Origin of the sequence: Bacillus sp. JKS001846 (genome assembly GCF_900176455.1) — a bacterium.
GTDB classification, from domain to species: Bacteria; Bacillota; Bacilli; order Bacillales; family Bacillaceae_G; genus Bacillus_A; species Bacillus_A cereus.
On the sequence record NZ_FWYG01000001.1, the window covers coordinates 4,227,457 to 4,251,682 of the forward strand.

The window sequence follows — 24,226 nt, forward strand, 5'->3', positions numbered from 1 at the left end:
ATGAAATCCTCCTATTTTGCACATATTACAAATAATAAAAAGATTTTAATTGAAAGGATTCGTAGTGTATAATGCAAATGATATTGATTTCTATCAATACATTATAAGGAGGACTTTTTTATGAGTGTACATATCGAAGCAAAACAAGGTGAAATCGCTGAATCTATTCTATTACCTGGTGATCCATTACGTGCAAAATATATCGCTGAAACATTTCTAGAGGACGTTACTTGCTATAATAATGTGCGTGGTATGTTAGGTTTCACTGGAACTTATAAAGGAAAACGTGTATCTGTTCAAGGTACAGGTATGGGTGTTCCTTCTATTTCTATTTATGTAAACGAATTAATCCAAAGCTACGGAGTTAAAAATTTAATTCGCGTTGGAACTTGCGGTGCAATTCAAAAAGATGTAAAAGTTCGTGATGTTATTATCGCAATGACGGCTTGTACTGATTCTAATATGAACCGTTTAACATTCCCAGGATTTGATTTTGCACCAGCTGCAAACTTTGACCTTTTAAAGAAAGCTTATGATGCTGGAACTGAAAAAGGATTACACGTTCGTGTCGGTAACGTTTTAACAGCAGATGTGTTTTATCGTGAAAGCATGGACATGGTTAAAAAACTTGGAGATTACGGTGTATTAGCAGTAGAAATGGAAACAACTGCTCTTTACACATTAGCAGCGAAATACGGTGTAAATGCATTATCAGTATTAACAGTTAGCGATCACATCTTCACTGGCGAAGAAACAACATCTGAAGAGCGTCAAACTACATTTAACGAAATGATTGAAATCGCTTTAGATGCAGCAATTCAACAATAGTACACTAAAGAACTTGTCATACGTCTGGCGAGTTCTTTTTATGTGACTTTTTATAAATAACTACTTTATAAAGAGACAGATTTCTCCCCTCTACTTTCTTGTAACGTTTGTTATAATAAAGTGAAACTTTAATCAGTGGGTTTTTTTTCCATCCCCCACTGATTATTAGTTGAACCAATCGGATTTTACGGGCAATTGATCTCCCACTTAACTCCCTTGTATTCGCCGAATTTTGAAGTGGGAGTCTTATTGCCCGTTAAAGCGGGATAAAGAAATCATTTACAGTATTTCTCATAAGAGGTGACGCAGTGAAAAACAGAAGTATCGTCTTTAAACTATTTTTATTAACATCCACTTTATTTACAATCATATTCCTACTTTTTTTCCTAGGACAATCTCTATTTTTAGAGAAATTTTATATTAATAAGAAAGTAAAAACAGTCCAAACTGCTTTTGAAAAATTCGTAGATAATTATGATAAAAGTGATAAAAGTTATGAGAAGGTTAGAAAACTAAAACAAGAATTTCATGATAAAACAAATGCCGATATGCAGTTTTTAGATTCTAACGGTATTATTAAAAGTGATAACAATTACTATATCGATGTATTTAATCCCAACAATAATAAACAGTATTCCATTCCACTCAATAATCTTTTAACACCAGAAGAATATAATAAATTCGAAAATTTAGGTTTAAAAAAAGATGTAATAATCAATGTTGATGGAGTCGTGCAAGAGAATAATATAATCACACCACAAAAATTAGGAACGAATTATAATCAATGGCAAAACGAACATTTCTATTCGGATTTTCAATCAATTAATGGAAATCCTTCTAAGAATAGACTTGCGAGCCGATACAAATCTACAACTCGAATCGTCTTTACAGGTGTTATAACTAAGTTACAGCTCCCATCCAAAGCTGAGGTTCGCCTTGCAAATGATATTGAAACATTACAAGCCGTTCAATATTTTGCTGATATGATTAGAGAGGGCACTTCTAACTCGAACCAATTAAGTACTTTCATATTAGATGGCGGAGAAAATATAAAAAATAGTATCTTTGTAAAACCGATTATAGAAAATGGAAGGATTACAGAATATGCTTTTGCGATAGCATCTTTGCAGCCTGTTAATGAAGCGATGCTCGTTTTAAAAGATTATTATGTCTATGCCTTAATCATCGTGTTTCTCGTAATTATTTTGTTATCCTTCTACTACTCAAAAATTATTGTAAAGCCATTAATTAAAATAAATCGTGTTACAAAAAAAATGGCTAATTTTGATTTCAGCGAGAAATTACCTGTTACAGCTGACGATGAAATTGGCGGGCTTTCTGGCAGTATCAATACATTATCTGTAAATTTAAAAGATCGAATCGATCGATTAAATGTTGCTAATACAAAGTTACAACAAGATATTGAACGTGAACGTCAATTAGAAAAAACAAGAAAAGAATTCATTTCTGGCGTATCACACGAATTAAAAACACCGCTAAGTGTAATTAGAAGTTTTGCAGAAGGAATTAAAGATGGTGTTAGTAAGGATACTTCGTATTATACTGATGTTATTTTAGAAGAAACAGAAAATATGAACAGGCTGATTGTTGAAATGTTAGAATTAGCAAAGTTGGAATCTGGTACTTACAAACTAGATATGACGACGTTCTCAATCGGTGAATTAACGCAACAAGTCTACACAAAATTATTATTTAGCATGGAAGAAAAACATTTACAAGTGAACATCGATGCAGACCCTTCTATACTTGTTAAAGCAAATCGCAGTCGCATTGAACAAGTAGTTGTGAACTTACTAAGTAATGCAATCCGTTATACGCCAGAGGGAGAAAAAATACAAGTCTCCATTATAGAAGCAGAAGATACCGTAAAAGTCGAAATCGAGAATACAGGAAACCCTATCCCTGAAGAAAGCCTTGAAAAAATTTGGGATCGCTTCTATCGTCTAGATGCATCACGTAGCCGTCACACCGGAGGTACCGGTCTCGGATTATCTATTGTAAAAAACATTTTAGACCTCCATCATGCCGAGTATGGTGTGTATAATACGACTAACAGTGTTGTATTCTATTTCAATTTACAAAAAGTAAAAGAAGTCAAATAATTTGTCTTAATTTCACTAGGAGTTCACATGAAATTCACACTCTCCCTTTATAGTAAGAAACAAGTTAATCCTTTCCTTTACACATATAAAAGAGGAGAGTGCGTGAAATGAAACAAGCAGGACAACCTATTCAAAATGAAAAACAATTAGAAACTATCAAAAATATACTTTTACAATCTTCGAAACGTGATGGCTTATTATTCGTATTAGCTGTAAATTCTGGCTTAAAAGTAAGTGAAATCTTACAATTAAAAGTTAGTGATGTAATCGATGAAAATGAAAATGTTCGCCATTCCATTTTATTTTACAATGAAAAAGTGAAGAAACATAAATGGTTTGCTGTAAATGAAGACTTACAGCACGCAATCGAAGACTACATGAAAGAACGTAAAACTTGGAAACGTAATGAACCATTGTTAAAATCTCAAAAAGGAACAAAATCTATTACGAGACAACATGCATGGTACATTTTAAACAAAGCCGCAAAAGAAGTTGGATTAGAAGGGATTAGCTCACATACACTTCGAAAAACTTGGGGTTATTGTGCATACAAATCAGGTGTTGATATTGCGTTTTTACAACACTTCTTTGATCACAGTACTCCATCAAAAACTTTAAAGTATATCGGTATTGCTTAATAACTCTTATACATAAAAAAGGTTACCATTTTAAAATTTGGTAACCTTTTTTATATTTCATATTCTCTTTTCTTGTCTCTCCTATACTGTAGTGGTACTCTAATAATAAGGGGGAGAAATTATGAACACACTTACAATTGAATTACCAAAAGAAACGGCTGAAAAACTTGATTTATTAAAACAAGCTTATGAAAAGAAAACAGGTGCTTCTATCTCTGAGAGCACTCTCGTTCAAACACTTATCTCAAAAGAATTTATCCAAGCGATAACTCCTTTTGATTTACAACAATTCGTCAATGGAAAAGAACAGCATTAATCGCTGTTCTTTTTTTATCTCTATTTAAAATACACAAAGTTTTTTATATATTTTTAGAAAAACCATTGACAATGATAATGATAACCATTATCATTTATTATGAAGCCAACAATTGATGAATCAACCAAACGCTCAGTAACATTGTTACCCCTCTTTTTCATATAGAAAGGCACTGTACATTCCCCCTGTTTGTACAGTGCCTTTCTTGTTTATTATCATTCAAAAAAATTTAATTGCTCCGGCTTCGGCTCACCATATGTAATGTTCATCATTTTCATAAGCTGTTTCGCATTATCTGCTGCATCCCCACCTGAATTGTTGTTAAACAGTACGTATATATCCTTTGTTTTCTTTTTTAATTGCTCTAGTCGTTCAACCCATTCTTCGAGTTCTTTATTGTTGTAGCGATATAAACAGCGAACCGCTCTCCAATTTTCCCCTTTATCAAGCCAACCATGAACATTTCGACCGTGAAAACGTATTAATGCCATGTCTGAATTCGTAACCTCTAACACGAGTGGCACAGAACCTATCCCAGCCTGTGGTTCATCACAAATTGTATGAATCCATTTCTCCTGTTCTAGAAACTGTAACGTCTTATCTCTCATTTCTGGATAAAACCATGTTTGATTTCGAAATTCTATTGCACATGGTAAACCTTCCATTTTTTCTTTCGTATATCGAAGAAAATCTACATTTTTCTTTTTGCAATCAAACCATGGTGGATATTGAAATAAAATTGTTTTTAATTTATCAGCTTCTATTAAAGGAAGAATAGACTGTTTATACACATCAAACATCTCATCGAACGTAGAAAAAGGAATTTCACCTTTCATATGTCCTGTCATTCCTTGATACGCTTTTACGACAAAAGAAAAATCTTTCGGCGTTTCCATTGCCCATTTTATATAATTTCGTGCAGGTTGCATTGCGTAAAATGAACTATCCACTTCCACAATAGGAAAATACTCGCTATATGTTCGTAATTTATTTCTATTTTCATAGGGATTTATGTATAAAGAATCATGATCTCCCCATCCTGTCACTCCAATAAACAGCACATATACCTCTCCCTTTTAACTTCATCTTCAATTCACTTTCCAAACACTTTGCATCATGTAGCCTTTTCTTTAAGAGTATCCTTATAAAAATATGATATACTATATGGAAGAATTTTTAAAATGAGGGGTTATTTATTTATGCTTCCAAACGATGCTACTGTATCTCATGAAAAACGAATTGAAGAACTAGAAAATAAAGTACGTTTTTATGAAGAACTTGTGAATCAATTACCACATCATTTCACATACAAAAATCCACATATTGGTTTACGAATAAAGAAAACTAGAACGACTCATTCCATTCAAGAAATACCAAAAGAGAATAAAGAGGCTCATTTTCAACTTACTTGTGATTCATTATTTTTATTTGAACAACTTGAAAAACACTTTGTACATATTTTTGATGCCTTTTCACATCATGTAACCTTTATCGATAGTAAAGGGAATATTACTTTATGTAATCAAGTTGCTGCAGATGATTTCGGTGTGATACGAAATGATATTATCGGAAAACCGATTCAACAATTACTAAACTTGCCGGAAGAAAAAATTAAAGCAATTGAAACATTAAAAACGGGAACAGAAATATATAATGAAGAAGTTTTAGACAAAAACTATGGCATTATAAATAACCGAATTATTCGCGATTATAACGGGGAGATTTTTAGAGTTATTAGTGTCTTTCATTATTTAAATACAGAACGTGATGCTGAGAAGTTTTCGTTAGCAGGGCGAATCGCAGCTGGAATTGCACACGAAGTACGAAATCCTCTTACAACAGTACGAGGATACTTACAATTTTTACAAGAAAGCATTTCTCCATCAAATAAAGAGTTATTTAAAAACTTGCTTATCCCTGAATTAGATCGTGCAAATAATATTATTACAAAATTTTTAGCCATTTCAAAAACACGGGAATTTACAAGAGAACCGTTTCCCATCAATACATTTTTACGTGACTATATTCAACAGTTACTAGCTAGTGAAGTTTCCTTGCATAATATTTCAATTGATTATAACTTCTCTAATGAATTAGATGATATTTTAGTCAATATTGATCGACATGAACTTGTTCAAGTGTTTTTAAATCTATTTCAAAATGCCGTCGATGCTCAAGGCGACAAACCTCTTTCTATTCAAATTACTAGTTATCGCCTTAATAACTTCATTCGGATTACTTTCACAGATAATGGAATTGGTATTCCTCCAGCTATTCAAGAATATATCTTTGATCCATTCTTCTCAACGAAGGATTCGGGAACAGGACTGGGCTTGTCAGTAACAAAAAAAATCATCCAAAATCATAACGGCACATTAAAAATGACTAGTAATGAAGATGGTACAACTTTCACTATTTCAATTCCAATCTTACCTAAAACAACCCTTGAAAAATTAAATCAATGTAAATAAAGGACTATCCACGAACTACATGCCAATTGTTAAACACTCCCAACAATTAGCATGTAGTTTTTTATGTTGCACTTTTCTTTTTTACATTATATAAACCTTTCTCTATATCTTACTTATTTCTTTCTAGGTGGGCCAATTTCTTATTTTTTTAGAAATGGTAGTTTGTCCATCACGAATTTAGTATAAATTTCATTTTAATATATAGTAATGACTAATGATTCTATGAAAGAAAAGAATGAAAAGATGAACAATAAAAATAAAGGAAAAGTATTTTATGGTAATGATTGTTGCGAAGTCAGAGCTTGCAGTCATATTAACATTTCTAAGTCCGAACTTACAGAATTCGTTAGACTTCTTCAAGCTCTTGGCCAAGCTATTCTAGTTCAATATGGATTTGGTTGCCTAGGCGGAGGAACTACGGGGACTACTGGTGCTCAAGGGCCTCAAGGCGCTCAAGGACCTGCGGGCGATACAACTGCGACACTATCTGTCTTCCGAATTTACTAACCACAATTTCCGAAAATATTTTGGGAGGACTAAGCACATTTATAAGTAATAGATGTGATTTTGATTGTCTATTAAATCTCTCTTTTAATAAAAAGGAGCACTTGTTTGGGAGGATAAGTGCTCCTTCTTTACGTTTCTTTACCTCAAATTTACTCTATCTTAATCCTCATTTTGTATGATAAATAATGAAGTCAAAGATATGAAAGAGGGATGAAAAATGAGAGTTATGTCACCGATACGCATTTGGATTGCTCTTATGGTATGCATTATTTTATGTGTAGGATTTTTTTTAACTCTAAAATATTCCACTATTTCAAAAGCAGATAGAAAAACTGTTCCATACAAAATTTTGTATACGAAACAAAGCAACATCCCTTATTCCAATGCAACAAAAAATGAAAAGAAAGTTATAACGGGAATGCTTATTACGAAAGCTTCTAGTTCCGAAGCGTTACTTCAAATTGCTGAAACGATTAAAGATCAGTATACAAATAAAAAAATCGATGAAATTACACTTTCTATCCACAATGAAAATAATGGTAATTACGAAGAAGAATTACCTTACGAACCTATTAGTAAAGGAAAAATAATTGTCACATACGATTCTCAATCCTTTGGCAATACGAACATTATACTTAACGAGTAGTAACTAGTACGGAGAAGGGATAATTTCAATCGTTTAAAGTTTCATTTTGTTTTTCATACAAAAAAGAGGCGAATTTCATTATTCGCCTCTTTCTTTTACCAAAATGAAGGAATCCATTCTTTCACTTTATCAATCCACTCTTGTTGCTCTTTTTTTCTTTGTTGTTCCTCTTCTTTCCTTCTCTTCTCTTCTTCTTTTCTTCGTTTTTCCTCTTCTATTGTAGTCAATTGTTTTTTATAATCAGCCTCAGATATGAGCGATAACTGAAATGCTTTTTGAGCTGGATTTGCGTTCGCTTTTTTCATAATATCCCGGAACATTGTCGTCGTAATTTGACTACCACCCGGAACATAATGATCGCTATCTGTTTTATCATATCCTACCCAAATCGCACCTACCAAATCTGGTGTGTATCCAACAAACCATGAATCCTTTGCGCCGGTGCTTGGGCCATTTACAATTTGAGTAGTTCCTGTCTTACCGGCCGTATCAACATTATTAACTTTCGCCTTTTCGCCCGTTCCCTTTTCGACAACGCCTTTTAATAAATATGTCATCTTTTGAGAAATTTTCTCGCTTGTCACTCGTGTCTCTTTCTTATACCACTTTCCAATCGTTTCACCTTCCGCATTTTGTATCTCTCTAATCGCATGAGCTTCCACTTGAACACCATCATTTGCAAATGTACTATACGCTTGAGCCATTACAAATGGGGATGTTCCTACATGCATACCGCCTAAAGCGATTGGATACGTACGATCTTCTGGCACTAATGGAATACCAAATCGCTCTAAAGATTTCAATCCTTTATCTAATCCAATCTGTTCCAATAGCCAAACAGCCGAAACATTGTACGACTTTGCCACAGCTTCATACATTGTCACATCACCGTGAAAAGTATGATCGCTATTTTGTGGTTTATATTCTTTAATATTAAATGGTTCATCTTTCAATATATCGTATACTTCATACCCTTGCTCTAACGCGGGTACATATACAGCTAAAGGCTTTAACGTTGAGCCAGGTTGTCTTTTTAATTGGGTTGCATGATTAAACTGTAAAAACTGATACGGTCCTCTCCCTCCAACTAAAGCTGGTACACCACCTGTTTTTGGATTCATAAGAACTACACCCGTTTGCATCAGTTGGTCTGAGCCATTATCTTTGAAATAACTATCATTATTCACAACGTCTTCTACAGCTTGTTGTTTTTTCGGGTCAAGCTCTGTATAAATACGATAACCACCCGCTAAAATTTCATTTTGTGTCAATTCGTACTTGTCCATTGCTTCTCTAACAATATAGTCTACATATTGAGAATATTTTCCCTTGTATTTATCATCCACACCACGTTTTAATACAAGACCGCTCTCTTTTTCTTTATTATACTGTTCGTCAGAAATATACCCTTGCTCTTTCATTAAGCTTAATACGACATTACGTCTTTCAATTGACTTGTTAAAGTTTTTATAAGGTGAATATGCAGATGGTGCTTTAATTAAGCCTGCAATCGTTGCAGCTTCTGAAATTGTTAAATCTTTTACATCTTTATCAAAATAAGATTTTGCTGCCCTTTTTATACCCCAAGCACCTTCCCCAAAATAAATTTGATTCATATACATTTCAATAATTTCATCTTTTGTATAAGTACGTTCTATTTTTTTTGTTAAAAAGTATTCCTTTATTTTACGAGAAAATGTACGATCTTGTGTCAGAAATACATTCTTCGCAAGCTGCTGTGTAATTGTACTTCCCCCAGCTACAACTTCTCCTGCTGTAATATTTTTAAAAACCGCACTTATAATTCCACTATAATAAATACCATGATGGTTAAAAAACTCCTTATCTTCTACTGCAACAATTGCCTGAACCATAATATCAGGAATATCTTTTCTTTTAACGCCTTCTGTTTTCGAAGAAGCTAATTTAGTTGCGACCTCATTATTTGCATCATAAATTAAAGTCGGTTGTGGAACAGCTTGTTTTAGTTCAGATATGTCTTGAATGGAAATTATTATATTTACAGCAATAAATAGAGTAACGAATACACTTCCCAATACAATTAATGAATTACGAAGTTTCTTCCTCTTATTGAACCACTCAAGCATTTTTTTAAAATGAGTGTTCTTCAATTTCATTCGTTCACTTCCTTCATTTATTTACACTCTTCTTTTTAAAAGGAAGAATATACCGCCTTTTAAATTTATTATAATAACGTAGTCATTCCTATAGTGTAAAGCTTTTCTTTTACATTCATACTTTTTGCAAGAAAAGGACATTCTACAAGTAAGATATTCACTATTGGATATTAATATTATTAATAGAACAACGAGAGTTATGTTAAGTTTTTGTAAACTTTTCGATAAAATGTTTTAAAAAACGACAGTTTTTTGTTAGAATTGATTAGCCAATATATTTTACATATATTACTTTTGTGGGGGTAACAATAATGGTCTTTAAATCAAAAAAAGATAAATTTTCTGAAATGTTAATGAATGTTTCCGAAAATTTAAAAGAAGGCGCGCAGTTTTTCGTGGAGTATAAAATTAAAAATGCTAGCGATTTAAAAGAGTTTTCTATGCGCATGAAAGAGTATGAGTCAAAAGGTGACTCATTTATTCACGAAATCATTATGGAGTTAAACAAAGCGTTTATCACTCCGATTGAACGTGAGGACATCCTACAACTTGCAATGAGTATGGATGATGTATTAGACGGATTAGATCACAGTGCTGGTCTGTTCGAAATGTATTCTATTACAGAAGCAGATGAATACATGATTAAATTCGTAGAAGCAATTAATCAATGTGCGATTGAGATTGCAAACTCTGTTGAATTAATGTCTAACAAAAAATTAGTCGACATTCGTACAAATGCGATTAAGATTAAGGATTATGAATCACAGTGTGATGATATTCGCCGTCATGCGATTAAGAACTTATTCTCTCGTGAAAAAGATCCGATTAAGATTATTCAATTTAAAGAGATTTACGAAGAGCTTGAAGAAGTAGCTGATAGCTGTCAAAGCGTTGCAAACGTATTAGAAACAATTATTATGAAGAACGCGTAAGGAGTTTGATCATGGATACACTCTTGATACTGACCGTTTTAGTAGTCATTTGCGCTTTAGCTTTTGACTTTATCAATGGATTTCACGATACAGCAAACGCTATTGCAACGGCTGTTTCAACGAAAGCTCTAAAGCCTAGACATGCCATTATTATGGCGGCTATTATGAACTTTTTGGGCGCAATGACATTTACAGGTGTAGCAAAAACGATTACAAAAGATATCGTTGATCCATTCGCCTTACAAAATGGTTCTCTTGTAATTTTAGCTGCTTTGCTTGCGGCGATAGCTTGGAACTTAATTACTTGGTACTACGGTATTCCAAGTAGTTCTTCGCATGCAATTATCGGCTCAATCGCAGGTGCAGCAATTGCGGCCGCTGGGATTAGCTCGCTAAATCTTAAAGGATTTATTAAAATTATTGAAGCTTTAATCATTTCACCGATTATCGCTTTCGTTATTGGTTATACCGTATACAGTATTTTTAAAGTAGTATTTAAAAACTTTAACTTAACGAAAACGAATAAGAACTTCCGTATATTCCAGATTTTCACTGCAGCATTACAAGCCTACACACACGGTACGAATGATGCACAAAAAGCAATGGGAATCATTACGATGGCTCTTATGGCTAATAACTATCATACTTCTAGCGATATCCCGTTCTGGGTACAATTATCTTGTGCTATCGCAATGGGGCTTGGTACTTCTGTCGGCGGATGGAAAATTATTAAAACTGTCGGTGGACAAATTATGAAAATTCGTCCTGTAAATGGTGTAGCTGCCGATTTATCATCATCACTTGTTATTTTCGGTGCAACATTCATTCACTTACCGGTTAGTACGACGCACGTTATCTCTTCTTCTATTTTAGGGGTTGGTGCTTCTCACCGTGTGAAAGGGGTAAAATGGGGAACTGCAAAACGCATGTTAATTACATGGGTTATTACACTTCCTATTTCAGCTTCTTTAGCTGCTCTGTTTTACTACCTATTACATTTTGTTTTCTAATCAAAAGTCGTCTTCCTTATTTTTCTAGGAAGACGACTTTTTTGTGAACAAGCCTATTTCTCATTAAAAAGCGTGTATAATAATTGGTGGATAAGTTATTTAGAGGAGTTGGCAATTTTGGAATACATCATGTTACTTTTCATCGGACTAATCGCCGGAACAGTCGGCAGCCTAGTTGGGCTTGGAGGCGGAATTATTATTGTTCCGTTATTAATTGGATTACACAGTTTATCACCACAACTTGCAGTAGGGACTTCTATGGTAACAGTCGTTTTCACAGGACTATCTTCCACCCTTACTTACATGAAGCATAAGCGAGTAGATTATAAAAGTGGACTTATTTTATTTATCGGAAGCGGCCCTGGTGGTATTATCGGATCATGGGCAAATAAATTTTTAAACCAAGACACATTTTCTTTATACTTTGGGATTTTCCTTATATTCGTCTCAATTCTACTTATGCTTCGAGACAAATTAAAACCTCTTTCCCTCTCAAATACGTCTGTAATTAAGCGTTCTTTTATAGATAATGATGGAAATACTGTACACTACCAATTCCCACCGTTTCTTGCTATCTTTATCGCCTTTATAGTTGGGTTTATATCTGGATTATTTGGAATTGGTGGCGGTGCCTTACTTGTTCCAGCAATGATGCTTCTTTTTGCATTCCCAGCACATATTGCAGTAGCAACTTCAATGTTCATCGTATTTCTATCAGCAATTGTAAGTTCTGCAACTCACATCTCACTTGGAAATGTCAGCTGGATTTATGCATTAATCCTGATTCCGGGTGCATGGATTGGCGGAAAAATCGGGGCTTACATTAATACAAAACTAAGTGGTAACGCCGTAATTAATTTATTACGTATTACGTTGATTATTCTTGGAACTAGATTAATCATTATTTCCCTTTTATAACGTATTCTTTTTAGAATGCGTTTTTCTTATACACATGAATATAAAAATCCTCCGAGGAGAACAAATAAAATTAAACAAACACATAATAACATATAATTTGAAATATGTACTTTCTTCAAGTTGACCACTCCTATAACTGCGACTGTTATCTTTATGATAGCGAAAAAATAGTTCACTTGCAGTTACAGAGTGCTAACAATGCAAAATCAATTATTACAAATTTTATCCTTATATTTCATTTCTTTGTATATTCTATCGATTTAATAAAAAAAGATGTCATATTGACATCTTTTTTAATGAAGAAGTGACCACCCCATGAAGTCTTCATGTACTTGGCACGCCCTCTTATCGTTTCGATCATATAATTCAGCATAGCTATCTGTTTCTTCATCATAAGCCATCGTATAAATAATTTGGCCGTCTACTTCAACGGATAAAACGACTCCACCTTTCATCTCTTCTACATGAATGATAGCATTCGCCGGAATTCTCATATCCGTCATTCTCATCGCATCTAACAATATACTAAACCCCCTACAGCGTATTCATTGCTAGTACTATTACACACTAAATAGTATACTACTGTAATAGCATACATTTCGTCAATGAAATTGCTGTTGAAATAGCATATTGTCTATATACATATACGCTAAAATAGAAGAAATAGAAACATATTAATGGGGGGCTAACATTGATTCTACACAAAGGAGATGTACTATTCCGTCAAGGCGAGGACGGTCCTTTATACTTTATAAAAACAGGCTTATTAAAAGTAGTTCGGCTAGAAGAAGACGGAACACCATTTTTATTCAACATTATCGTTCCAGGTGAAACGATACCTCATCATTCTTTAATTTCACCGAAAGAATATCACGGTACAGCTATCGCTTTAATAAAAACAGAAGTGGAACCGATCACTAATAGTGAATGGTACGAGAGACTTCAAGCAAATCCCGAATCGTATGCTAACATCGCTATGCAATTGCAATCTAAATTAAGAATGATGCAACAACGAATTGATCAATTGACAACCGTCTCTCCGAAAGAACGTCTTCATCGTTTACAAGAATGGTTCGCCCTATATTTAGGTGACATTCCTATATATGAAATATTAACACAAACCGAAATTGGTCAACTGATAGGTATACGTCGTGAAACAGTAAACCGTTTATTACGAGAACAAATAAAAAACGAGGTAAAATAAATACCTCGTTTTTTTGCTTATTGTAAGCTTGTTGCTGGGCCGAAAAATTCATAATGAATATGCTCTTGTTTCACACTTAAATCAGTTAGTGCAGCATTTATATGCTTCATAAATGCTACTGGACCACAGAAATAAAACTCTGCTTCAGTTGTCGGAATAATAGTTTTTAACCATTCACTTTCAATGAAACCTTCTTTATCAAAGTTCTTCATTTCTAAATCTTTTTCAGTCGGTGCAGAATAACAAGTATATGCTTTAACTTGTTCATATTCATTTTCTACTGTCTTAACGTGTTCTTTCATTGCATGTGTATTACTATTTATTGCTGCATGAACAAAATATACATTACGTTTTGAATCTTGTTCAATTAACGTATTTAACATACTCATCATCGGTGTAATCCCTACTCCACCACTAATTAGTACAACTGGTAATGTTGAATCCATATTTAACACGAAATCTCCCGCTGGTGCACTTACTGGTAAAACATCTCCTTCTTTTACATGTTCATGTAAGTAATTAGACACTTTACCGTCTGGTGTATCTACACCTTTTTCTTTTTTTACACTAATACGATAATATTCTTTCCCAGGAGCATCGGATAAACTATATTGACGATTATGTGTATATGTCTCACCTTCAATATTGATTTGAATCGTTACATATTGACCTGGGATGAATGAAGAAACTTTCCCTCCATCTTCAGGTTTCAAATAAAATGACGTAATAACACCGCTTTCCTTCACTTTTTTAACAATCACAAAGTTGCGGAAGTCTTTCCATCCACCTTCTTTATGTGCAGCTTCTTCATACATCTCTGCTTCAATGCTAATGAATGCATCAGCAATGACACCATATGCTTCTCCCCATGCATTTAAAACTTCATCAGGTGCACCTGCGATCTCTTTAATGGCACGTAGTAAACATGTACCTACAATCGGGTAATGCTCTGCTTTAATACCTAAACTTCTATGCTTATGACCAATTTGTTTTACAACTGGAATAATAGCTTCTAAATTATCAATGTACGTTGCAGCTGCATAAACAGCATTCGCTAACGCTTGTTGTTGTCTTCCCTTTTTCTGATTTGTATGGTTGAAAATATTCAATAACTCCGGATGTTCCGAAAATAAAATTTCATAAAATCTCGTTGTAATTTCAACGCCTTTTTCTTGTAATAATGGTACTGTTGACTTTACGATTTCAATTGTTTTTGCACTTAACATTGTATCCCACTCCTCTATTTCCTTAACTGTTTTTAGTTTAACTGAATCTTATAATGCAGATTGTGATTTTAATCACTATTAACACGGTGTTTTTGTGAATAATATATGAACATTGTATTTACAAAAGAAAATAAGCTAACTAGAATTCTAGCTAGCTTATTATTTTGTTTGTATAGCTTGTTCAATTACTTTTATATCTTTCCCATCGCCAAACTCCGTATATCCCCAGATATTCGTTTCACCTCTATATTTATTTACGATAATATCCAAGTCATGATATACACGGTGGGCATACACTACATACTCAATATTTTGAAGTTCCACACCTTTTTTTACAATTTCATAGCTTCTATTTACATCACGTTTTATTTTTTCATTCTTTATTTCTGTATGTATATTTTTTAACGATGATTCTTGTTGTTGAAACCATTGCTTAAATTGATTCCAATCCCCGTCTGTATAATTCTCTGCTTTACCGTAATTTAAGAAATTATTATAGCTTTCATGTGTCATTCGAATAAAATTTAGCACTTTTGTCTCTTCTTGCACATCTTCTATTTGAGCTATTGTATTTACCTCAGCAGGCTTATTCGCATAATGTAACAGCACTTTCATAAGACTATAGCTTGCAATGATCATCACGATAATAATCCCGAATACACTTAACAATTTCTTCATATACAGAACTCCTTCTCTACTAAAAATATTACAATGTATGACTATACTTGTAACTTTCTCTCGTAGAAATATAATTCCTGTATAAATTCTTCCTATCATTTCGACAATATTTTTCTATACATTTCTCGTTGGCAAATGTTCTTGTAAAACAATATATCCTTCATAAGCTGTGTAACCGAGTATAGCCATTAATCCAATATAACAAGCAAATACTGTCCATTTCGTTTTCGCATCCACTTTATAATAGTTTTCTTGTTGTTCCTTTTCTGTTTTCCATTCATTTAATTTTCTTTCTGACGCTTCAAATGCTTCCCTTATGTGAATTGTATACTCATCTTTTTCATCTTCATATGGAACATAATCTAACGGTTCGAACTTCGGTAAAAGATACTCTAACACTTCCATTTTTTGAAGTTCACCTATTTGTAACTCTTTTTCCCGTTCTCTTTGTCTTAATGCATTCATCTCATGATGCATCACGTATATAGTCCGATGTACAGCACCCGTTTCTTTTAATTCCTCTTCAAGCCTAGTAACATATTCTTTCATCCCATCAATTTTATGCCCTAATTCCTTAATCGGCTCATCTCTCTTTATTACTCTATATAACTCCATACAACCGATAATAACAATAAATCCTCCCAAAATACTTTTAAAGTAAATTGAATAGCCAAGTAATAAAATAAGGCCTGCTCCCCAAATTTTAGTACTGACAACTGAAATAATTCGCCCACCATCTAGCGGCGAAACGGGAATTAAATTAAAGAAATTAATCATACTTCCAAGCAAAATAACAAGCGCCCAAAATGGCTCTTTCGTCATTATATAAAGCGGTATCGCGGGTAAAAATGACAGAAGTCCGAAAAGCGGACCCATATAGGCAATGTAAGCTTCATCTTTCGCATTTTTCGGCATCTCTTTCATTCCAATAAGGGCCCCCATAAATGGAATAAAGATTGCTGGCGATGTTGGGATCCCCTTTCTTTTCGCAGCCCATAAATGGCCCATTTCATGAACAAACAACAAATAAATGAGCGCCACTCCAAATTTCCAACCATATAGAACTGCGTATGCGCCAAGCGATAGAAACATACTAAATACCGTTGAAAACTTTGCTAATTTAAAAATTGCAAATACCCACTTTAACTTAGACAGTAAAAATAGACCTATCGCAACAATAATTCCCCATAATCCTTTTTTATTATTTTTCATATTCCTCTCCTTTATCTCTCATTAATGAATCATATTCATTCATTAAAGCTTGTTCTTTTCTCTATTATGACATATTTTTTTCTATTGTTAGAAATAATGTTTATATAATCCATTTTCAGCCAAAAATATAAATAAAAGGAGGTGTACAAAAATGAATTTACAATCTCTTATAATAGGTGCTCTATCGTTTTTAGCTTCAACTCTTATTTTTTATACCGTTAGTTACGTATTATTATTAGATTTTTTGCCCAATCACGTATTTATTGCCCTTGTCATCCTTTCCGCTCTTATGATTTCTTTTCTTATTACACGAAAATCAATGAATGAGCCATCTGCAAAAGCAAAGTAATAGAGAGGGGTGCTTTCCCCTCTCTATTATCATTTCCTAGGAAAGGTCATATAGATTTGACGAGTTTATATTCATTCCAATCCGTAAGGGCTAATTAAAGTCTCACTTTATCTTTGAAAATTCATTTTTTCACCATAATCTTTAACAATCTGAATTATATTGTGAAACACACCTATTTTTTCTTTTTTACTGTTTAATATTTTCAAATCATAACTTTCGTAATATGTTTCTAATGATTTTAATTGTGATTCTGAAGCGCTTTTTATCGGAACAGTAGCATGTAATTCATATTGCTTATACCCTTCCTTTACTTTTTCACCTAAAATCATTTCACTCTCTTTTGCTCCAATTAATTTTTGAACTTTTTCTGGAAAATTGAGTTGCAAATAATATTCTTGCTCCTTCACTAACTTATTGTATAGTGATTGTGAAATCGTATACCGTACCGTATAATTCACGTTTTGATCGCCTGTTTTAATATGAAACGCGGTAATCTGCAAATCTTTTTTTGTTACTTCCGTTAAAGGGCTTACCTGCATCTCATCTTCTTTTTGTTCTGAGACATTTGGAAATATATCCAAAAGCTTTTCCGTATCTTTTTCATTCAACATATACATAGCTTTCTTATATTGCACCCATCCTCGTCTATCTTCTCCCCTTAACCATGCATAATAAGTTTCTTTTTTCCCATCTCTACTAATTTGTATTTCATATTCAGGTTCACCGAAGCTTCCTGTTATTTCTTGTTTCTCAGCTTTATTCAAAATGTCTATTACTAACTTCGCTTCTGATTCCTGCAACTTTTTCTCTTTATGTTTTTTTTGTATAACGGTTACCCCTATTGTTTCTTTCACTTCATTCACCGTCTCTTCTACTTTTTTTGTTTCTTTTTTCGGTTCAACTTGACCACAAGCTGCTAGTAACATAACAAACAACAACAATACATATTTCCCTTTCAAATTAATCCTCCTCTTACGATAAGAAATCCTTATAATCTTCATACATAAAACAAAAACGTGACATCCTATTAAATACGCTATACTAATCATTGAAAGGAGGTCTTTATCATGCCCATTAATTTTCATGATGAAAATAATAAGTACACATATGCAACAAGAAACGCTCATATTTCTTGGGGTGAAATTGTAAAAAACATTACAGAAATACAAAACAAGCAAATAATTGATATCGGCTGTGGTGGTGGGATTTATACGAAAGAACTCGCTCTTATGGGAGCCAATAATGTTGTGGGACTTGATTTTTCAAAAGAAATATTACAAGCTGCAAAAGAAAATTGTAACAACTTTTCAAACATTTCATTCATCCACGGTGATGCACATAATATCCCATACCCTAATGAAACATTCGACATAGTTATTTCGCGTGCAGTTATTCATCATTTACAAGACATTCCTACATTTTTACGTGAAGCTTCTCGTATATTAAATAAAAACGGTGTACTTATTTTACAAGATCGAACAATTGAAGATTGTACAATTCCAGGAAGTCCCGAACACATTCGCGGATATTTTTTCTCTCTATTTCCAAAACTTATTGAAATAGAGTCAAAAAGACGTCCAAAAACCAACACTATACAGACAGAATTACAAAAGCATTCTCTTCATGTACTTCCCACACAAACACAATGGGAAATACGAAAAATACATGATTCTGTAGAAGCATTATTGCAAGATTTATCTCCTCGAACAGGTCGATCCATTCTATATGAGTTAACAGATGATGAACTTTCTCAACTTCGACAACATATACAGACCGCATTACAAAACGTCTCTCCTATTATTGAAAGAGATCGATGGACAATTTGGAGCGCCATGAAGTTGTAAGGAAGGAAGCCTCACAAAATAATGTGAGGCTTCCTTTCTTTCATAATCTAATTTTGCAACACTCTTGATATCCTCCACTTCTGGCCTGTGCACTTCCACACTTCGGACATACTAAATATCTAGACTGATTTGTCAACAAACTACCTTTTTGAAAGAGTAAAACTTCTGCTTGTTTAAACGAACGCGAATAATATAACCACATAAAACCAATTATAGCAATAATGCCAAATAATACTCCCATCGCAAGCATTTCAGTCACCTCTTTTGGTTTGTTCTTTCCAGCAAGTGGATTGTTGTATTATTCTCTATAAATTCAAACAATCCCTTCTTCACTCCTATAAATATCAATTTTCTCTATAAAATTTACAATTCTCCGCAAATTTTCACTCCCATTTTACAATTCATCATTTCCTTTACAACAACGAATATCACTTTCGATATTTCCGTATATAAATATATCTTTCAAAAAACATATTGACTTTCTAAAAAAAACATGCAACAATACTGTCAGAATACTTGAATAAAAATTCATTGACGAGAACGAGTACGTTATAGAACTGTTCCCCAGAGAGTTGGCGATTTGCTGAAAGCCAACGTTCAGCGCGTAACCGAAAATCATCTCCGAGAAGTAGAACCGAATGTTACAGTAAGTTCTTACCGGCCGTCCCCCGTTACAAGGAACACGTATCATGTTGTACGTTGCAAAGCCGTATACATATAGATTTATTTCTACATGTGTAAATTAGGGTGGTATCGCGGGTAAATATAACTCGTCCCTTTCTTTAGGGACGAGTTTTTTGTGTTCTTACAAATGAATTTAAAAAAGGAGGAAAAACAATGAACACTGTATCAAAAAAACATATTTTTTTCACGGGTCTTATGCTATTTTCTTTATTTTTTGGGGCAGGTAATTTAATTTTCCCTCCCATGCTTGGCCAAAATGCAGGTGAAAACTTTTGGCCAGCAATGATTGGATTTTTACTAACAGGAGTTGGCTTACCACTACTAACTGTTATCGCAATTTCTCTATCTGGAAATGGAATGCAGCAACTTGCAAGTCATGTTCATCCATTATTCGGAATTTTCTTTACAGTAATTGTATACATTGCTATCGGTCCATCTATGGGCATCCCACGTGTTGCAAATGTCGCTTATGAAATGGGTGTTAGTTCTTTCTTACCAGAAACAATCCGCTCTAGCAGCCTAGTGCTATTTTTATATACAATCATCTTCTTTACTATCGTATTTTGGCTGAGTTTGAATCCATCTAAACTTGTTGATCGTATTGGAAATGTATTAACACCTATTTTATTACTCTCTATTTTCTTATTGTTTGTTAAAAGTGTATTTACACCACTTGGGCAATCAGGACCAGCAATGCAAGAGTATCAAACTTCTCCAATCTTCAAAGGCTTTATGGAAGGCTACTTAACAATGGACACTATTTCAGCACTTGCATTCGGAATTATCGTTGTAAATGCAATTCGCTCTAAAGGTGTGAATGATCGTAAGTCCATTGCCATCGCCACAGCAAAAGCAGGGCTTATTGCCGCTACAGGGCTCGTACTTGTATACGGTGCACTCGGCTGGCTTGGGGCAACTAGCGTCTCGCTCGGATATGCAAAAAATGGCGGACAGCTACTTACTGTTATCGTACAACAATTATTCGGTCCATACGGTTTGCTCCTATTATCTCTTATCGTTACACTCGCTTGTTTAACGACATGCGTTGGACTCGTATCTGCGTGCAGCCAATATTTTTCAACATTATTGACTACATTTTCATACAAAACGTTCGCGAGTATCATTTGCGCATTAGGATTACTAGTTGCCAACTTAGGTTTAACGAAAATTATCGCAATCTCTGTTCCAATTCTACTTGTTGTGTATCCAATTGCGATTGTACTCGTACTACTATCATTACTTCATAAATACTTCGGTGGATATCGCTCTGTTTATGTAGGTGCTTTAATTGGAGCAGCTGTAGTGAGCGTATTTGATGGATTAAAACAAGGTGGTATTTCAGTTTCATTTATCACACCATATTTTGAATTTATCCCTTTATATAATGAAGGAATCGGCTGGCTAATACCAGCATTAGCAGGAGCTCTTATTGGTCTTGCAATGGCTAAGTTAAGCGGTACGAAAAAAGTTCCATTAGTAACCGAATCTCACGAAGTAAAAGCCTCCTAAAAAAACTCCCAAAAGGGAGTTTTTTACATTTGATACGCAGTATGATTAAAACTGCTTATTTTATAAGCCTTCGTATAATATTCAATATTCGTATCAACTGTTTCTACCTTGACAACATCATAGTGCTCTTCTTGCTTTACTAAAAATAAATAGTATTCCTCTGTAGCCTCAATAATCGCAATTTTATCTGTTTCAACATTATATTGTTCACAAAGCGCTTGTAATGCGTTCACATAATCCCCTAATTTTTTAGACTTATCCATTCCGAATATAGTTTGAACTAACATATACATTCTCCCCTTTATATGTACTGTTAACACCTCAATGATAACGCTTACATTATTTATCGTCAATAAAAACATTCAATAGTTTTAACGCCAAATCTATATTGTATCGAGCCAATAATCAGCGAGGAATTCCCCGCCAATTAAAGTTTCACTTTATCCCGCATTAACTGCCCGTAAAAGCCCGATTGGTGAGGGCTGATAATCAGTGGGGGAGGAACAACCTCCCCACTGATTAAAGTTTCACTTTATCACTTCGTTAATTGATGCCTAAATGCATAAATAACCGCCTGAGTACGGTCACTTACATTCAATTTATTTAATATATTACTCACATGTGTCTTTACCGTTTTCAGTGCAATAAATAACTCGTCCGCAATCTCTTGATTACTTTTTCCCTCTGCGATTAATAACAAAATCTCAAACTCTCTTTCCGTTAAATCATCATGCAAAGGTTGCTCTTTCTTTTGACGCATACGGGACATCATTTTCCCGGTAACTTTCGGCTCTAATACTGTTTCTCCATCATAAGTAGCTCGTACAGCATCAGCAATATCACTTGCTCTTGATGTTTTTAATAAGTAACTGGTCGCCCCAGCCTCAATAACAGGATACAATTTTTCGTCATCTAAAAAGCTTGTTACAACTACAATTTTTGCTTCTGGCCATTCTTGAATAATAGCACGTGTTGCTTCGACACCGTCCATCTCATCCATAACAAGGTCCATTAAAATAATATCCGGCCTTAATTGCAATGCTAATTCTGATCCTTTTCTTCCATTCTCAGCTTCCCCTACTACTTCAATATCTGGCTGTGTAGATAAATATGCCGATACACCCATACGAACCATTTCATGATCATCGACAAGCAATACTTTTATCATACTTCTCCTCCTCTCTCAATCATAATCGGTACTTTTACTTCTATTTGTGTACCTTTGGCCGGGAAACTAAGTACCTTGAGTGTCCCACCAATTTCATGAACACGCTCTTGCATCGATCTTAGGCCATATGAACCAGCCTTATTAACCCCTACTTCAAACCCAACGCCGTCATCAATGATTTTTAAAATCGCATATTGATCAATTTTTCGAAGGCGCACTTCTGTTTTCTTTGCCTTCGCGTGTCGCAACGTGTTTGATAGCGCTTCTTGCACAATACGGAATAAATGATCTTCTACACCTTTTTTTAATTCTATTGGCTCAATAAGCCATTCAATTTTCATATGTTGTTTTCGCGATAATTCCGTTAATAATTCCTCTATACCTTCTGTCAGTTTCTTACCTTCCAATTGTACAGGACGTAAATGAAGGAGCAATGCTCTCATTTCTGATTGAGCATTTACAACCATATTTTCAACAAGTTGCAATTGTTTTTTTGTCACATCTGGAAATTCAGTTATTTGTTCATTAATCGCTGACATCATCATCGACATTGCGAAAAGCTGCTGACTTACTGAATCATGCAACTCCCTTGCTAAACGATGCCTTTCTTGAGAAATCGCTTCTTGTCTCATCTCTTCATTCCAATGAGCTCGTTCATTCGTTACTTTTTGAAAGAGTCCAGCTTGCTCCTCTAATCGACGAGCCAGAACGATTACTTTTCGTTCCACTTCATGAAATTCATCATCTGCAGTAAACGAAACATCGCTCGGAAAATTCCCTCGCTCTACTTCAAATAGAAACGTATTTAATCCTTGTATACGCTGCTCTATATAGTAACCGATTGCATATCCTACAATTCCCCCGATAAGTAAACTTGTAGTCATAATAAACAAGCCAATTGGAACAGAAGCGATGGATTCCTTCCATAATAAATCATACACTTGTTGCTCGCTTTTCCATACATATACAATTGTACAAATGAGTGCGATACTAACAGAGGACAACATAGAATAACGAATATACATCCACGAAATATTTTTTTGTTTCTTCATTATACTTTCCTCACTTCCGTGTCGCCTACGACAAGCGAAGAAATAATTTTAATACGTCGAGGAGCCTCTTTATACTGCTCTGTTCTAAATGTAACATTGCGGTTAAACCCTGTCTCTTCATGACCTGGCAAGAGCACACGCCCGACAATAACAGAATGATTTAAAGAAAGTTCAATATCATATGGCACATATAAACGAATATTACCAACGACACCTCGAATAACAATTACCGTTTCCCCTTCTGGAATCATAGCAGTTGTTAAATCTATTTCCACATCACAAGCACCATATTGAACATTAATATCCTCAAGTTCATAAATATGATCCATCATTCGCACATTGCCTACAAACATATTTTTCAAATATGGTTCTGTACGATATATTTGCTTCTCTTCGTCTATCATCCCTTTTTCTTTAATTTCAACCTTCATTGCTTTTTGCTGATGCCCTTGTTGAATCAATTGATAACCAATTAAAGCTAAACAAGCAAATACGACAAGAACAAATGCTGCTGATGAAAATAAGAAGAATAAAAATACGATACCACCAACAAATAAAAATACATTTCCCCGTACATAACGATTCTTTTTACGATAATGCCTTCCAAACATAAGCATAATAAATGCAAAAATGAGACCACCTGGTTCAAAATGTCCAAGTATCATATCAAGAAAAAGACCGAACCCAAATATGATGAGGAGCATCCCCATTAATTGTGTCTTTGAAAAATGTTTCTTCATTTCAGCTCCCCCCTTCTTGTCACATATACATAG

The 24,226-nt window shown here is 34.1% G+C and carries 26 protein-coding genes and 1 other annotated feature; of the genes, 14 read left to right on the forward strand and 12 right to left on the reverse strand.

Features of this window, described 5'->3' with window-relative positions; translation table 11 throughout:
* Positions 1-120 precede the first annotated feature (120 nt).
* From deoD to B9A45_RS22510, 4 genes are all read left to right on the forward strand, one after another.
* A complete protein-coding gene (gene deoD / locus B9A45_RS22495; protein ID WP_000110707.1) occupies positions 121-828 on the forward strand; it encodes a purine-nucleoside phosphorylase in 708 nt (235 codons plus the stop codon).
* 308 nt (positions 829-1,136) lie between these two features.
* The gene (locus B9A45_RS22500; RefSeq protein WP_000797507.1) at positions 1,137-2,951 is read left to right on the forward strand and encodes a sensor histidine kinase; all 1,815 of its coding nucleotides are present in this window, start codon (positions 1,137-1,139) and stop codon (positions 2,949-2,951) included.
* Positions 2,952-3,058: 107 nt separating this feature from the next.
* Positions 3,059-3,589, forward strand: coding sequence for a tyrosine-type recombinase/integrase (locus B9A45_RS22505; RefSeq protein ID WP_000806236.1), 531 nt, complete (start codon positions 3,059-3,061; stop codon positions 3,587-3,589).
* Between the two features lie 121 nt (positions 3,590-3,710).
* On the forward strand, positions 3,711-3,905 hold the full coding sequence (locus tag B9A45_RS22510; protein WP_001094860.1) for a DUF3924 domain-containing protein: 195 nt from the start codon (positions 3,711-3,713) through the stop codon (positions 3,903-3,905).
* 215 nt (positions 3,906-4,120) lie between these two features.
* Here the strand turns inward: B9A45_RS22510 and B9A45_RS22515 are convergent, their stop codons facing one another.
* Positions 4,121-4,966 (reverse strand): DUF72 domain-containing protein, encoded by an 846-nt coding sequence (locus B9A45_RS22515; RefSeq protein WP_000897354.1) that lies wholly within the window; start codon positions 4,964-4,966, stop codon positions 4,121-4,123.
* Positions 4,967-5,104: 138 nt separating this feature from the next.
* Here B9A45_RS22515 and B9A45_RS22520 point away from each other — a divergent pair, with 138 nt between their 5' ends.
* The 3 genes from B9A45_RS22520 (at position 5,105) to B9A45_RS22530 (ending at position 7,529) form a co-directional block, all read left to right on the forward strand.
* Complete coding sequence (locus B9A45_RS22520) at positions 5,105-6,376, forward strand: ATP-binding protein (protein ID WP_000937240.1); 1,272 nt, start codon at positions 5,105-5,107, stop codon at positions 6,374-6,376.
* Positions 6,377-6,598: 222 nt separating this feature from the next.
* On the forward strand, positions 6,599-6,883 hold the full coding sequence (locus B9A45_RS22525) for a hypothetical protein (RefSeq protein ID WP_002100864.1): 285 nt from the start codon (positions 6,599-6,601) through the stop codon (positions 6,881-6,883).
* A 217-nt stretch (positions 6,884-7,100) separates the two neighbouring features.
* Complete coding sequence (locus B9A45_RS22530) at positions 7,101-7,529, forward strand: hypothetical protein (protein ID WP_001265589.1); 429 nt, start codon at positions 7,101-7,103, stop codon at positions 7,527-7,529.
* Positions 7,530-7,624: 95 nt separating this feature from the next.
* On the opposite strand, the gene B9A45_RS22535 is transcribed toward B9A45_RS22530, so the two are convergent.
* Positions 7,625-9,667 carry a transglycosylase domain-containing protein gene (locus B9A45_RS22535; protein ID WP_000769232.1) on the reverse strand — a complete coding sequence of 681 codons (2,043 nt, stop codon included), beginning with the start codon at positions 9,665-9,667 and terminating at the stop codon, positions 7,625-7,627.
* Between the two features lie 311 nt (positions 9,668-9,978).
* Here B9A45_RS22535 and B9A45_RS22540 point away from each other — a divergent pair, with 311 nt between their 5' ends.
* The 3 genes from B9A45_RS22540 to B9A45_RS22550 all read left to right on the forward strand — a co-directional run bounded on the left by B9A45_RS22540 (position 9,979) and on the right by B9A45_RS22550 (position 12,527).
* Positions 9,979-10,599: a DUF47 domain-containing protein gene (locus B9A45_RS22540; RefSeq protein WP_000231449.1), complete on the forward strand. Its 621-nt coding sequence runs from the start codon at positions 9,979-9,981 to the stop codon at positions 10,597-10,599.
* Between the two features lie 11 nt (positions 10,600-10,610).
* Complete coding sequence (locus B9A45_RS22545) at positions 10,611-11,609, forward strand: inorganic phosphate transporter (protein WP_000380273.1); 999 nt, start codon at positions 10,611-10,613, stop codon at positions 11,607-11,609.
* Between the two features lie 117 nt (positions 11,610-11,726).
* Positions 11,727-12,527, forward strand: coding sequence for a sulfite exporter TauE/SafE family protein (locus tag B9A45_RS22550; protein ID WP_000455759.1), 801 nt, complete (start codon positions 11,727-11,729; stop codon positions 12,525-12,527).
* Between the two features lie 293 nt (positions 12,528-12,820).
* Here the strand turns inward: B9A45_RS22550 and B9A45_RS22560 are convergent, their stop codons facing one another.
* Positions 12,821-13,048: a hypothetical protein gene (locus B9A45_RS22560; protein WP_000883009.1), complete on the reverse strand. Its 228-nt coding sequence runs from the start codon at positions 13,046-13,048 to the stop codon at positions 12,821-12,823.
* 170 nt (positions 13,049-13,218) lie between these two features.
* Here B9A45_RS22560 and B9A45_RS22565 point away from each other — a divergent pair, with 170 nt between their 5' ends.
* Positions 13,219-13,731: a Crp/Fnr family transcriptional regulator gene (locus B9A45_RS22565; protein WP_000600581.1), complete on the forward strand. Its 513-nt coding sequence runs from the start codon at positions 13,219-13,221 to the stop codon at positions 13,729-13,731.
* Positions 13,732-13,748: 17 nt separating this feature from the next.
* On the opposite strand, the gene hmpA is transcribed toward B9A45_RS22565, so the two are convergent.
* The 3 genes from hmpA to B9A45_RS22580 form a co-directional block, all read right to left on the reverse strand.
* Positions 13,749-14,957, reverse strand: coding sequence for an NO-inducible flavohemoprotein (gene hmpA / locus B9A45_RS22570; RefSeq protein WP_084065124.1), 1,209 nt, complete (start codon positions 14,955-14,957; stop codon positions 13,749-13,751).
* A 159-nt stretch (positions 14,958-15,116) separates the two neighbouring features.
* The gene (locus B9A45_RS22575) at positions 15,117-15,635 is read right to left on the reverse strand and encodes a hypothetical protein (RefSeq protein ID WP_000735526.1); all 519 of its coding nucleotides are present in this window, start codon (positions 15,633-15,635) and stop codon (positions 15,117-15,119) included.
* 114 nt (positions 15,636-15,749) lie between these two features.
* Positions 15,750-16,847, reverse strand: coding sequence for a site-2 protease family protein (locus B9A45_RS22580; RefSeq protein ID WP_000794491.1), 1,098 nt, complete (start codon positions 16,845-16,847; stop codon positions 15,750-15,752).
* Positions 16,848-16,998: 151 nt separating this feature from the next.
* Here B9A45_RS22580 and B9A45_RS22585 point away from each other — a divergent pair, with 151 nt between their 5' ends.
* Positions 16,999-17,196 carry a hypothetical protein gene (locus B9A45_RS22585; RefSeq protein WP_084065127.1) on the forward strand — a complete coding sequence of 66 codons (198 nt, stop codon included), beginning with the start codon at positions 16,999-17,001 and terminating at the stop codon, positions 17,194-17,196.
* A 107-nt stretch (positions 17,197-17,303) separates the two neighbouring features.
* Here the strand turns inward: B9A45_RS22585 and B9A45_RS22590 are convergent, their stop codons facing one another.
* A complete protein-coding gene (locus B9A45_RS22590; protein WP_016109664.1) occupies positions 17,304-18,155 on the reverse strand; it encodes a hypothetical protein in 852 nt (283 codons plus the stop codon).
* A gap of 108 nt (positions 18,156-18,263) precedes the next feature.
* On the opposite strand from B9A45_RS22590, the gene B9A45_RS22595 reads away from it, so the two are divergent.
* On the forward strand, positions 18,264-19,040 hold the full coding sequence (locus B9A45_RS22595; protein WP_016109663.1) for a class I SAM-dependent methyltransferase: 777 nt from the start codon (positions 18,264-18,266) through the stop codon (positions 19,038-19,040).
* 40 nt (positions 19,041-19,080) lie between these two features.
* Here the strand turns inward: B9A45_RS22595 and B9A45_RS22600 are convergent, their stop codons facing one another.
* A complete protein-coding gene (locus B9A45_RS22600) occupies positions 19,081-19,290 on the reverse strand; it encodes a hypothetical protein (RefSeq protein WP_000880630.1) in 210 nt (69 codons plus the stop codon).
* A 272-nt stretch (positions 19,291-19,562) separates the two neighbouring features.
* Positions 19,563-19,821, forward strand: a binding site (T-box leader).
* 56 nt (positions 19,822-19,877) lie between these two features.
* Here B9A45_RS22600 and brnQ point away from each other — a divergent pair.
* The gene (gene brnQ, locus B9A45_RS22605; protein WP_016109662.1) at positions 19,878-21,233 is read left to right on the forward strand and encodes a branched-chain amino acid transport system II carrier protein BrnQ3; all 1,356 of its coding nucleotides are present in this window, start codon (positions 19,878-19,880) and stop codon (positions 21,231-21,233) included.
* 23 nt (positions 21,234-21,256) lie between these two features.
* Here the strand turns inward: brnQ and B9A45_RS22610 are convergent, their stop codons facing one another.
* From B9A45_RS22610 to liaF, 4 genes are all read right to left on the reverse strand, one after another.
* Positions 21,257-21,595, reverse strand: a complete 339-nt coding sequence (locus B9A45_RS22610; protein ID WP_002061028.1) for a DUF3922 domain-containing protein — start codon at positions 21,593-21,595, stop codon at positions 21,257-21,259.
* A 173-nt stretch (positions 21,596-21,768) separates the two neighbouring features.
* Positions 21,769-22,401 carry a response regulator gene (locus B9A45_RS22615; RefSeq protein WP_000598707.1) on the reverse strand — a complete coding sequence of 211 codons (633 nt, stop codon included), beginning with the start codon at positions 22,399-22,401 and terminating at the stop codon, positions 21,769-21,771.
* The gene (locus tag B9A45_RS22620) at positions 22,398-23,453 is read right to left on the reverse strand and encodes a sensor histidine kinase (RefSeq protein ID WP_000744326.1); all 1,056 of its coding nucleotides are present in this window, start codon (positions 23,451-23,453) and stop codon (positions 22,398-22,400) included. The genes B9A45_RS22615 and B9A45_RS22620 overlap by 4 nt, the downstream gene beginning before the upstream one ends.
* On the reverse strand, positions 23,453-24,193 hold the full coding sequence (liaF, locus tag B9A45_RS22625) for a cell wall-active antibiotics response protein LiaF (RefSeq protein ID WP_000716096.1): 741 nt from the start codon (positions 24,191-24,193) through the stop codon (positions 23,453-23,455). The genes B9A45_RS22620 and liaF overlap by 1 nt, the downstream gene beginning before the upstream one ends.
* Positions 24,194-24,226 lie beyond the last annotated feature (33 nt).

Excerpts from the sequence above, each read along its gene's own strand:
- deoD (WP_000110707.1), top strand. The coding sequence starts at position 121 with ATGAGTGTACATATCGAAGCAAAACAAGGTGAAATCGCTGAATCTATT.
- B9A45_RS22505 (WP_000806236.1), top strand. The coding sequence starts at position 3,059 with ATGAAACAAGCAGGACAACCTATTCAAAATGAAAAACAATTAGAAACT.
- B9A45_RS22510 (WP_001094860.1), top strand. The coding sequence starts at position 3,711 with ATGAACACACTTACAATTGAATTACCAAAAGAAACGGCTGAAAAACTT.
- B9A45_RS22520 (WP_000937240.1), top strand. The coding sequence starts at position 5,105 with ATGCTTCCAAACGATGCTACTGTATCTCATGAAAAACGAATTGAAGAA.
- B9A45_RS22525 (WP_002100864.1), top strand. The coding sequence starts at position 6,599 with ATGAAAGAAAAGAATGAAAAGATGAACAATAAAAATAAAGGAAAAGTA.
- B9A45_RS22530 (WP_001265589.1), top strand. The coding sequence starts at position 7,101 with ATGAGAGTTATGTCACCGATACGCATTTGGATTGCTCTTATGGTATGC.
- B9A45_RS22535 (WP_000769232.1), bottom strand. The coding sequence starts at position 9,667 with ATGAAATTGAAGAACACTCATTTTAAAAAAATGCTTGAGTGGTTCAAT.
- B9A45_RS22540 (WP_000231449.1), top strand. The coding sequence starts at position 9,979 with ATGGTCTTTAAATCAAAAAAAGATAAATTTTCTGAAATGTTAATGAAT.
- B9A45_RS22545 (WP_000380273.1), top strand. The coding sequence starts at position 10,611 with ATGGATACACTCTTGATACTGACCGTTTTAGTAGTCATTTGCGCTTTA.
- hmpA (WP_084065124.1), bottom strand. The coding sequence starts at position 14,957 with ATGTTAAGTGCAAAAACAATTGAAATCGTAAAGTCAACAGTACCATTA.
- B9A45_RS22575 (WP_000735526.1), bottom strand. The coding sequence starts at position 15,635 with ATGAAGAAATTGTTAAGTGTATTCGGGATTATTATCGTGATGATCATT.
- B9A45_RS22580 (WP_000794491.1), bottom strand. The coding sequence starts at position 16,847 with ATGAAAAATAATAAAAAAGGATTATGGGGAATTATTGTTGCGATAGGT.
- B9A45_RS22585 (WP_084065127.1), top strand. The coding sequence starts at position 16,999 with ATGAATTTACAATCTCTTATAATAGGTGCTCTATCGTTTTTAGCTTCA.
- B9A45_RS22595 (WP_016109663.1), top strand. The coding sequence starts at position 18,264 with ATGCCCATTAATTTTCATGATGAAAATAATAAGTACACATATGCAACA.
- B9A45_RS22600 (WP_000880630.1), bottom strand. The coding sequence starts at position 19,290 with ATGCTTGCGATGGGAGTATTATTTGGCATTATTGCTATAATTGGTTTT.
- brnQ (WP_016109662.1), top strand. The coding sequence starts at position 19,878 with ATGAACACTGTATCAAAAAAACATATTTTTTTCACGGGTCTTATGCTA.
- B9A45_RS22610 (WP_002061028.1), bottom strand. The coding sequence starts at position 21,595 with ATGTTTTTATTGACGATAAATAATGTAAGCGTTATCATTGAGGTGTTA.
- B9A45_RS22615 (WP_000598707.1), bottom strand. The coding sequence starts at position 22,401 with ATGATAAAAGTATTGCTTGTCGATGATCATGAAATGGTTCGTATGGGT.
- B9A45_RS22620 (WP_000744326.1), bottom strand. The coding sequence starts at position 23,453 with ATGAAGAAACAAAAAAATATTTCGTGGATGTATATTCGTTATTCTATG.
- liaF (WP_000716096.1), bottom strand. The coding sequence starts at position 24,193 with ATGAAGAAACATTTTTCAAAGACACAATTAATGGGGATGCTCCTCATC.